Below are 8,800 nucleotides of genomic sequence, written 5' to 3' on the forward strand. Positions count from 1 at the left end.
GGAATGTGTGGAATGTTCTGATCCGGATGGATCGTCCGTCCACGGTCCGTCGGTCCGTCCAGCCTGACTCGACACTTGGCAGCCTCCCCGATCGATCGCCCGCCGCAGGCGCCCCGGTGGACCCACGGAGCCTCATCATGGTACGTATAACGTCAAGAGTTATACGTAAAACCCGATGCTCGGGAAGAATGGGGAGTCATCGATGGCGGCCGGTTACGGCGAGATGCTCAGGACGCGCCACGCGGCGCGGCTGCTGACCGGCACCCTGGTGGGACGACTGCCGAACGCGACCGCCGCGCTGGCGATCGTGCTGTTCGTGCGCGCCGAGGGCGGCAGCTTCGCGCTCGCCAGCGCGCTCTCCGCCGTCTACGGCGTGGCCAACGCCGTCGGCCAGCCGCTGCTCGGCCGGGCCGTCGACCTCCACGGCCAGCCCAAGGTGATGTTCCCCGCGGCCGTCCTGGCCGCGTTGGGCATGACCCTCTTCGCCGTGGTGGGCCTGGAGCCGCTGCCCCTGGCCTATGTCGCCATGGTCGTGGCCGGCTTCTTCACCCCGCCCCTGGAGGGCGGGCTGCGCGCCCTGTGGCCCTCCGTCCTCAAGGACGAGGGGCGCATCCACGCCGCGTACTCCCTCGACGCCATCGCGCAGGAAGTGATGTACGTCGTCGGCCCGCTGATCATCACCGGCTTCGTCTCCTTCTGGTCCCCGGCCGGCGCGCTGTACGTGATCAACCTGCTGGGCGTCCTCGGCGCGCTCGCGGTCGTCACCACGCCGCCCTCGCGGCAGTGGCGCAGCGAGCCCCGCGAGGCGCACTGGCTGGGCGCGCTGCGCTCGCGCGGGCTGCTGGTGCTGCTCGGGTCGTTCTTCTTCATCGGTTCCGCGCTGGGCTCGATCGCGCTGACGGCGGTCGCCTACGCCTCGAAGCACGGCGGGGACGCGGTCTCCGGCTATCTGCTCTCCGCCCTCGGCGTGGGTGCCCTCATCGGCGGCACGATCTACGGCATCCGCCAGTGGCCCGGCAGCCCGGAGCAGCGGCTGCGGGTGCTCGTGGCCGGGCTCGCGGTCTGTTACGTGCCGCTGCTGCTGGCCCCCGGCGTCGTCATGATGACGGTGCTGGCCGGTGTGGCGGGCATCTTCCTGGCGCCGTCGCTGGCCTGCGCGTTCGTCGTCGTCGACCGGCACGCGCTGCGCGGCACGGTCACCGAGGCCTTCTCCTGGCTGGTGACGTCCTTCGGCGTGGGCGCGTCCATCGGCACCGCCTTCGCGGGCCCCGCGGTCGAGTACGGCGGTGTCAGGACGGGGTTCACGGTCGCGGTGTGCGGCGGGTTCGCGGCGCTGCTCGTGCTCGTCCTGGCCCGGCGCGCGCTGCGGGCCCCGGAGGCCGTGTCGACGGTCGTGGCCCGGTCGGAAAATGATCGGAACGGTGCGGTCGAACCCGGTTTCAGCACAGGGGTTCAGGCGTAATGTTCAGGCATGGACCGCCGCATTTTCGGGCTGGAGAACGAGTACGGCGTCACGTGCACCTTCAGGGGACAGCGCCGGCTGTCGCCTGACGAAGTGGCGCGCTACCTCTTCCGCCGTGTCGTTTCCTGGGGGCGCAGCAGCAATGTCTTCCTGCGCAACGGTGCTCGTCTCTACCTCGATGTGGGTTCGCACCCCGAATACGCGACTCCGGAGTGCGACAGTGTGATCGAGCTGGTCACCCACGACAAGGCGGGCGAGCGCATTCTTGAAGGTCTCCTCGTCGATGCCGAACGGCGCCTGCACGAGGAGGGGATCGCGGGCGACGTCTATCTGTTCAAGAACAACACCGATTCGGCCGGGAACTCCTACGGTTGCCACGAGAACTATCTCGTGGCCCGGCACGGCGAGTTCTCCCGGCTGGCGGACATCCTCATCCCCTTCCTCGTCACCCGGCAGTTGCTGTGCGGCGCGGGCAAGGTGCTCCAGACCCCGCGCGGCGCGGTCTACTGCGTGAGCCAGCGGGCGGAGCACATCTGGGAGGGCGTCAGCTCCGCGACGACGAGATCCCGCCCGATCATCAACACCCGCGACGAGCCGCACGCGGACGCCGAGCGCTACCGCAGGCTCCATGTGATCGTCGGCGACTCCAACATGTCCGAGACGACCATGCTGCTCAAGGTCGGTGCCACCGACCTCGTGCTGCGCATGATCGAGGCGGGCACGGTGATGCGTGACCTGACCCTGGAGAATCCGATCCGGGCGATCCGCGAGGTCAGCCACGACATCACCGGGCGGCGCAAGGTGCGGCTGGCCAGCGGCCGCGAGGCGTCCGCCCTGGAGGTCCAGCAGGAGTACTACGAGAAGGCCGTCGACTTCTGCGAGCGCCGGGGCATCCGCACCGGCACGGTCGAGCGGGTCCTGGAGCTCTGGGGCCGCACCCTGGAGGCGATCCGCGACGAGGACCTCGACCGGATCGACACCGAGATCGACTGGGTGATGAAGTACCGCCTCATCGAGCGGTACCGCGCGAAGAACAACATCACCATGTCGCACCCGAGGATCGCGCAGATAGACCTGGCGTACCACGACATCCACCGCCGCCGGGGGCTCTACTACCTCCTGGAGAAGCGCGGCCAGGCGGCCCGGGTGTGCAACGACCTGAAGATCTTCGAGGGCAAGTCGGTACCCCCGCAGACCACCCGGGCCCGGCTGCGCGGCGACTTCATCCGGCGTGCCCAGGAGCAGCGCCGTGACTTCACCGTCGACTGGGTGCACCTGAAGCTCAACGACCAGGCGCAGCGCACGGTGTTGTGCAAGGACCCGTTCCGTTCGGTGGACGACCGGGTGGAGAAGCTGATCGCCGGGATGTAGGGGTGCGGTGTGCGGCACGGCGGCGCGCCGGGGCCCGGCCCCGGCGCGTTGCCGTGCCCCACACCGGTTGATCCGGGAGGCTCAGGCCGTAAAGTGGCGGGCACTGCCCAGACCCCCCTAGCCCGAGTTGGACTGATGAACCTCACGAAGAACACGCGTCGCCTTGCCGCGGCGTTGGCCGTGCCTGTCCTGCTGTTCACCGCCGCGGCGTGCGGGTCCGACAGCGGCAAGGGCGGTGGCGGCTCGTCCGGCAGCAAGGTCAAGGTCTCGGGGAAGTTCGGCGAGAAGCCCGAGCTCTCCGACCTCAAGGACGCCAAGCCGGGCGACAAGGTCACCACGTCGACCCTGATCGAGGGCAAGGGCAACACGGTCGAGAAGGGCGCCTTCGTGCGGCTCGACTACGTGGGGCAGGCCATGAAGGCGGACAAGCCGCTCGTCAGCAGCTGGGTCTCGCCGACCGGCGGCACGGAGAGCGGCCCGCGCCGCCAGGCCGTCGCGCAGACCGGCCAGCCGGGCCGCGAGCTGCCCACGAAGGTGCTGGACGAGGTCGTCGGCAAGAAGGCGGGCAGCCGTATCGAGGTGCAGGGCACCGCCAAGGCGCTGGTCGGCGAGGAGCTCAACCCGCAGGCCGGGGTGGCCCCGGAGGACGGGCTGGTCTGGATCATCGACATCGTCGGGGCGCAGAAGGTCGACCCCAAGAGCGAGGCCAAGGGCGAGCAGGCCAAGCCCGACGCGGGCATGCCCGAGGTGAAGGCGGAGTCGCAGAAGGCCGCCGAGATCACCATCCCCAAGGACGAGAAGGCGCCGACCGACCTCAAGGAGCAGCTGCTGATCAAGGGCAGCGGCCCGGAGATCAAGGCCGGTGACGGTCTGATCGCCCAGTACACGGGCGTGAAGTGGGAGGACGGCAAGAAGTTCGACTCCTCCTGGGACCACGGCGGCGCCATCGCCTTCCAGATCGGCACCGGCTCGGTCGTCCAGGGCTGGGACAAGGGCCTGGTCGGCAAGCACGTCGGCGACCGCGTCGAGCTGGTGATCCCGCCGAAGCTGGGTTACGAGGGCCAGGCGCAGAGCGGCCTCGACAAGAACACCCTGGTCTTCGTCGTCGACATCGTGGGCAAGGTCTGACCGCCGGCCGGCATCTGCCAGACTTGCCCGGTTGTCTGCACGATTCATCTGTAGGAGCACCCTCGTGAGCATCGACAAGCCTGAGATCGACTTCCCCGACGGTCCGGTCCCGACCGACCTGGAGATCACGGAGATCTGGGAAGGTGACGGCAAGGTCGCCAAGGCCGGCGACTTCGTCAAGGTCCACTACGTGGGCGTGGCCTTCTCCACCGGTGAGGAGTTCGACGCGAGCTGGAACCGCGGCAACCCGCTGGAGTTCAAGCTGGGCGCCGGTCAGGTCATCCAGGGCTGGGACCAGGGCATCCAGGGCATGAAGGTGGGTGGCCGCCGCAAGCTGGTCATCCCCGCCCACCTCGCCTACGGCGAGCGTGGCGCCGGTGGTGGCGTGATCGCCCCGGGCGAGACGCTCATCTTCGTCTGCGACCTGATCGCGGTCTGACGCCCCCGTCGGCGTCACCGAGGGCCCATGCTCCCCTGAGGGGGGCGTGGGCCCTCGGCTTTTGTCGTACGACCGCAGAGCGGTACGGTCAACGGTTGAGAGCACAAGTAGAGAGGGCGTCGATGGCGATTGCCAAGGCCGAGCGGCTGATGAACCTGGCGCTGTGCCTGCTGGGCACGCGCCGTCCGCTCAGCAAGCGGGAGCTGCGTACCTCGATCGAGGCGTACCTCGAGGCGTTCGGGCCGGGTCACGGCGCGGGCTTCGGGGCGGGGCGGACCGTGGCCCAGGGGGCGGACGGCACCGGCAGCGGCAGCGACGACGCCTTCAACCGCATGTTCGAGCGCGACAAGGACGACCTCCGTGAGCTCGGTCTGATCATCGAGACCGTGGAGAGCGTCGACGGCGAGACCGGCTACCTCGCCCGCCGCGACAGCAACCGGCTCCCGCCCGTCACCCTCGACGTGGCCGAGGCCGCCGCCCTCGGGCTGGCCGCCAAGGTCTGGCAGCAGGCCCGCCTCGCGGGTGCGGCCAGCGGCGCGCTGCAGAAGCTGCGGGCGGCGGGCATGCCGGTCGCCGAGGATCCGTACGAGGGCCACATGGCGCTCGAACCGCGCATCCCCGTCCACGAGGCCGCCTTCGAGCCGCTGATGCTCGCCGCCCGGGACCGGCGGCCCGTCGTCTTCGACTACCGCAAGGCGAACGCCGCCCGCCCCGAGCAGCGGCACGTCGAGCCCTGGGCCCTGGAGTGCTGGCGCGGCCACTGGTACCTGGCGGGCTGGGACCGCGACCGTGGCGCCGAGCGGGTCTTCCGGCTCTCCCGGATCACCGGCAAGGTGCGTTCCCGGGCCCTGCCCTTCACCGCCCCGGTGCCCGACCATGTGACCGTCCGCGGGACCGTCGAGAGCTGGGCGGGGGAGACCGCCACCGGCACCGCCCGGATCAGGGTGCGGGCCGGGCACGGCTATCCGCTGCGGGCCCGTGCCCTCGCCGCCCGGGAGCTGGGTGACGGCTGGGACGAGCTGGAGATCCCGTACGGGCACGGGCTCGACGCCTGGCTGGTCGAGTTCGGCCCCGACGTGGTGGTGCTGGAGCCCGCCGAGCTGCGGGCCGAAGTGATCGACCGGCTGCGTGCCGTGGCCAAGGGCTGAACCGCACCGGGTGAACCGCACCAGGACCGAAGCAGGAAAGGGAACGGGACCGAGTTCTTATGGCCGGAAACGCCATTGACCAGACCCGGCGGATGCTGTCGCTGGTCACCTACCTCCGGGAGCGCCCCGGCGCCCGGGTCGCCGATGTGGCCCGCGCCTTCGGGATCACCGAGGACGAGCTGATCGGCGACCTCGACGTGCTGCCGATGTGCGGCACCAGCTTCCGCGGCGGCGACCTCCTCGACATCGACACCGACGGCGACCGCATCTGGTGGCACAACCCGGACGCCTCCGGCACGAGCACCGGCGAGCCGCTGCGGCTCGCCGCCGACGAGGCCACCGCGCTGCTGGTGGCCGCCCGCGCGGTCGCGACCCTGCCCGGTCTGCGGGAGGGCGACCGGCAGGCGCTGGTGCGCGCCACCGCCAAGATCGAGGCCGCGGCGGGCGAGGCGGCCGGCGCCAGCTCCCGGCTCTCGGTCACCTTCGAGTCCGAGGGCGGGGTCTTCGCCGACGTCGACCGGGCCATCGCCGGGCGCCGCCGGGTGTGGCTGCGCTACTACTCGCCCGCGCGCGACGAGCTCACCGAGCGCGAGGTCGACCCGATCCGGCTGTTCACGATGGGCCACACCTATGTGGAGGCCTGGTGCCGGCTGTCCGAGGCGCGGCGTACGTTCCGTCTCGACCGGGTGGCCGAGATCAGGATCCTCGACGAGCCGTCCGACCCGCCGCCCGTGGAGCTGCGGGACCTGTCCGAGGGGCTGGTGCAGCCGGCCGCCGAGGACCCGGAGGTCGTCATCGAGGTCGGTCCCGGCGGCCGCTGGGTCGCCGAGTACTACCCGCACGACAGCGCGGAGGAGCTGCCGGAGGGCGGCCTGCGGATCACCCTGCGCACGCCCGACCCCGCGTCGCTGCGCCGCCTGGCGCTCCGGCTCGGCGGCGACGGCCGCATCGTCGCCCCGCCGGAGCTGGCGGAGAGCGCGCGGGACGCGGCGCGCGAAGCGCTGGCGATGTACGGCGAGTGAACGGGGCGCACATGGGCGGCATGATCTTCAAGGCGGCGTGCCCGGACTGCCGGGCGCGCATCGAGCTCGCGGCGGGCTCCCTGCGGCTGGCGATCGGCGCGAGTCGGCGCACCACCTTCTACTCCTTCACCTGCACCGACTGCGGCGCGGCCGTCCGCAGGCCGGCCGGGGAGCGGATCGTGGAGCTGCTCACGGGCGGCGGAGTCCGCACGCTCCGCCTGCACTCTTCCGTGTGACCCCGGGTACGGACCCGCGCTTTTCGGCCACTTCCACCTCTCCCGATAGGCTCGCCCCCATGTTCTGGCCCATGCTCGCCATCGCCCTCGGTTTCTGCGGCCTCGCCGTGCTCGGGGTGCTCGCCGCCCGGGTGCTCGTCGAGGTGCGGCGGCTGGCCCGGCAGGTGTCCGAGAGCTCGGCGCGGATCACCCGGGCCGCCGAGGATCTGGAGCGGGCCGCCACCCCCCTGGCCGGCCACGCCGCGTACACATTCCGTCAGGACTGAGCCGGAGCGGATCACACCCGATCGCAAGCCGGCCCGACTGCGCTACAGGAGTGGCAGGGTCGGCCGCAGCACTCTCCTGTGGCCCGGAAGCGGGCGGTACGCTGTTTCGGGTGGCCCTGCTGACGAGGCGGAGGGCCGCCACCGGGCGTACGTGCGGGAATTGCCCAGCGTTCACTCCTGCGCGTTACGATCGCTGCCGTACCGCTGGTGGACAAATGTCCGATCAGTCGGCAGTACCCACACCCATGCCGCTTCGGTGAGAAGGTAAACGCATATGTTCGGAAGGCTCGGCGCCCCCGAGATCATCCTGCTCCTCGTCGTCGTTGTCCTGCTGTTCGGTGCGAAGAAGCTCCCGGACATGGCGCGCTCCCTCGGCAAGTCCGCCCGGATCCTCAAGAGCGAGGCCAAGGCCATGCGGTCGGAAGGCCAGGACAACGCCTCCGCCCCCGCCGACCCGCCCGCCGCGGGCCAGGCCGCCCGTACGATCAAGGCCGCGCCCGGCGACGTCACCGCCCGTCCGGTGACCGAGACCAGCGACCGCACGACGCAGCACTGACCCAGGGACGATTGGGACGGCCGCCCGTGGTGACCGTCTGCCGCACGAGATAGGGACGTGGGTTGCTCAAGCCTGCCCGCAAGAAGGTGAAGGACCCCGAGGGGCGGATGCCGCTCGCGGAGCACCTGCGTGAACTGCGCAACCGCTTGGCGAAGGCGGTGCTGGCCATCGTCGTGGTCGCCATCGTCGCCGCGTTCTACAACAAGCAGATCATGGACTTCCTGTCCAGCCCGGTACCCAGCTGCCCCAACCGCGACCTGGCCCAGAGCCACGGCGGCAACTGCGCGGTCCTGACGTTCAACACCCTGGCCGCGCCGTTCGCGACCGTGGTGAAGGTGTGCCTGCTCGCGGGAGTCACCGTCTCCTCCCCGATCTGGCTCTACCAGCTGTGGGCGTTCCTCGCGCCCGGTCTGCACAGGAACGAGAAGAAGTACACGATCGCCTTCGTGGCGACGGCCGCCCCGCTCTTCATCGCGGGCGCCTACCTCGCGTACAAGATCATGCCCGCCAGCATGCGGGTGCTGCTCAGCGTCACCCCGGAGACCGCGGCCAACACCCTCAGCCTGAACGACATCCTCGACTTCACCGTCCGGATGATCCTCGTCTTCGGCCTCTCCTTCGAACTGCCGCTGATCCTGGTGATGCTGAACATGGTCGGCGTGCTCTCCGGCCGGAGCATGCTGAAGGCGTGGCGCGGTGTCGTCATGGGCACCTTCGTCTTCGGCGCGATCGCCACCCCGAGCACCGACCCGTTCGGCATGTGCGTCCTGGCCGTCCCGATCAGCGTCCTGTACTTCGGTGCCGTCGGCTTCTCGATCCTCAACGACAAGCGCCGGGCCCGCCGCAACCCCGACGCCCTGCTCGACGACGACGAGGCCGCGCCGCTCGACCTGACCCCGCTGCCCATCGGCGACACCGAGCCGCTGCCCTCGCTGCCGGGCCAGCCGTCCGAATCCGGCCACGGCACGGAACCAGCCCGCCGCACCGGCTACGACGACGTGACCTGAGAGACGTGACCTGAGACCGGTCGCGCACCACACGCGCCCCGGGGGCGGCCGCGGGGACAGCGGCCGCCCCCCCGGGGGTTAGGGCGCCCGGGGGTGCGGGCGGGGGGGACCCGCCAAAACCACAGGGGGAAACCCCCCGCGGGGCCCGCGCGGGGGCGAAGGGGA

10 protein-coding genes are annotated in these 8,800 nt (G+C 70.8%); all 10 read left to right on the forward strand.

The genetic code is table 11. The annotated features are described in order from the left end of the window. The first annotated feature begins 202 nt into the window (after positions 1-202). The 10 genes from ACWD4A_RS15220 (at position 203) to tatC (ending at position 8,635) form a co-directional block, all read left to right on the forward strand. Positions 203-1,462: an MFS transporter gene (locus ACWD4A_RS15220; protein ID WP_451193947.1), complete on the forward strand. Its 1,260-nt coding sequence runs from the start codon at positions 203-205 to the stop codon at positions 1,460-1,462. Positions 1,463-1,471: 9 nt separating this feature from the next. Then, complete coding sequence (gene pafA / locus ACWD4A_RS15225; RefSeq protein ID WP_116210878.1) at positions 1,472-2,833, forward strand: Pup--protein ligase; 1,362 nt, start codon at positions 1,472-1,474, stop codon at positions 2,831-2,833. Between the two features lie 135 nt (positions 2,834-2,968). After that, positions 2,969-3,961, forward strand: a complete 993-nt coding sequence (locus ACWD4A_RS15230; RefSeq protein ID WP_451193932.1) for an FKBP-type peptidyl-prolyl cis-trans isomerase — start codon at positions 2,969-2,971, stop codon at positions 3,959-3,961. Between the two features lie 64 nt (positions 3,962-4,025). Then, complete coding sequence (locus tag ACWD4A_RS15235) at positions 4,026-4,400, forward strand: FKBP-type peptidyl-prolyl cis-trans isomerase (protein ID WP_451193934.1); 375 nt, start codon at positions 4,026-4,028, stop codon at positions 4,398-4,400. A 122-nt stretch (positions 4,401-4,522) separates the two neighbouring features. Continuing rightward, positions 4,523-5,548 (forward strand): helix-turn-helix transcriptional regulator, encoded by a 1,026-nt coding sequence (locus tag ACWD4A_RS15240; RefSeq protein ID WP_451193936.1) that lies wholly within the window; start codon positions 4,523-4,525, stop codon positions 5,546-5,548. A gap of 59 nt (positions 5,549-5,607) precedes the next feature. Further along, a complete protein-coding gene (locus tag ACWD4A_RS15245) occupies positions 5,608-6,570 on the forward strand; it encodes a helix-turn-helix transcriptional regulator (protein WP_451193938.1) in 963 nt (320 codons plus the stop codon). Positions 6,571-6,581: 11 nt separating this feature from the next. Beyond that, complete coding sequence (locus tag ACWD4A_RS15250) at positions 6,582-6,806, forward strand: hypothetical protein (RefSeq protein ID WP_451193948.1); 225 nt, start codon at positions 6,582-6,584, stop codon at positions 6,804-6,806. Between the two features lie 59 nt (positions 6,807-6,865). After that, positions 6,866-7,072: a hypothetical protein gene (locus ACWD4A_RS15255; protein ID WP_451193939.1), complete on the forward strand. Its 207-nt coding sequence runs from the start codon at positions 6,866-6,868 to the stop codon at positions 7,070-7,072. A gap of 274 nt (positions 7,073-7,346) precedes the next feature. Continuing rightward, positions 7,347-7,628 carry a Sec-independent protein translocase subunit TatA gene (gene tatA, locus ACWD4A_RS15260; protein WP_451193941.1) on the forward strand — a complete coding sequence of 94 codons (282 nt, stop codon included), beginning with the start codon at positions 7,347-7,349 and terminating at the stop codon, positions 7,626-7,628. Between the two features lie 62 nt (positions 7,629-7,690). Beyond that, positions 7,691-8,635 (forward strand): twin-arginine translocase subunit TatC, encoded by a 945-nt coding sequence (gene tatC / locus ACWD4A_RS15265; protein WP_451193943.1) that lies wholly within the window; start codon positions 7,691-7,693, stop codon positions 8,633-8,635. The last annotated feature ends 165 nt before the right edge of the window (positions 8,636-8,800 follow it).

The organism is Streptomyces sp. NPDC002537 (assembly GCF_053594975.1).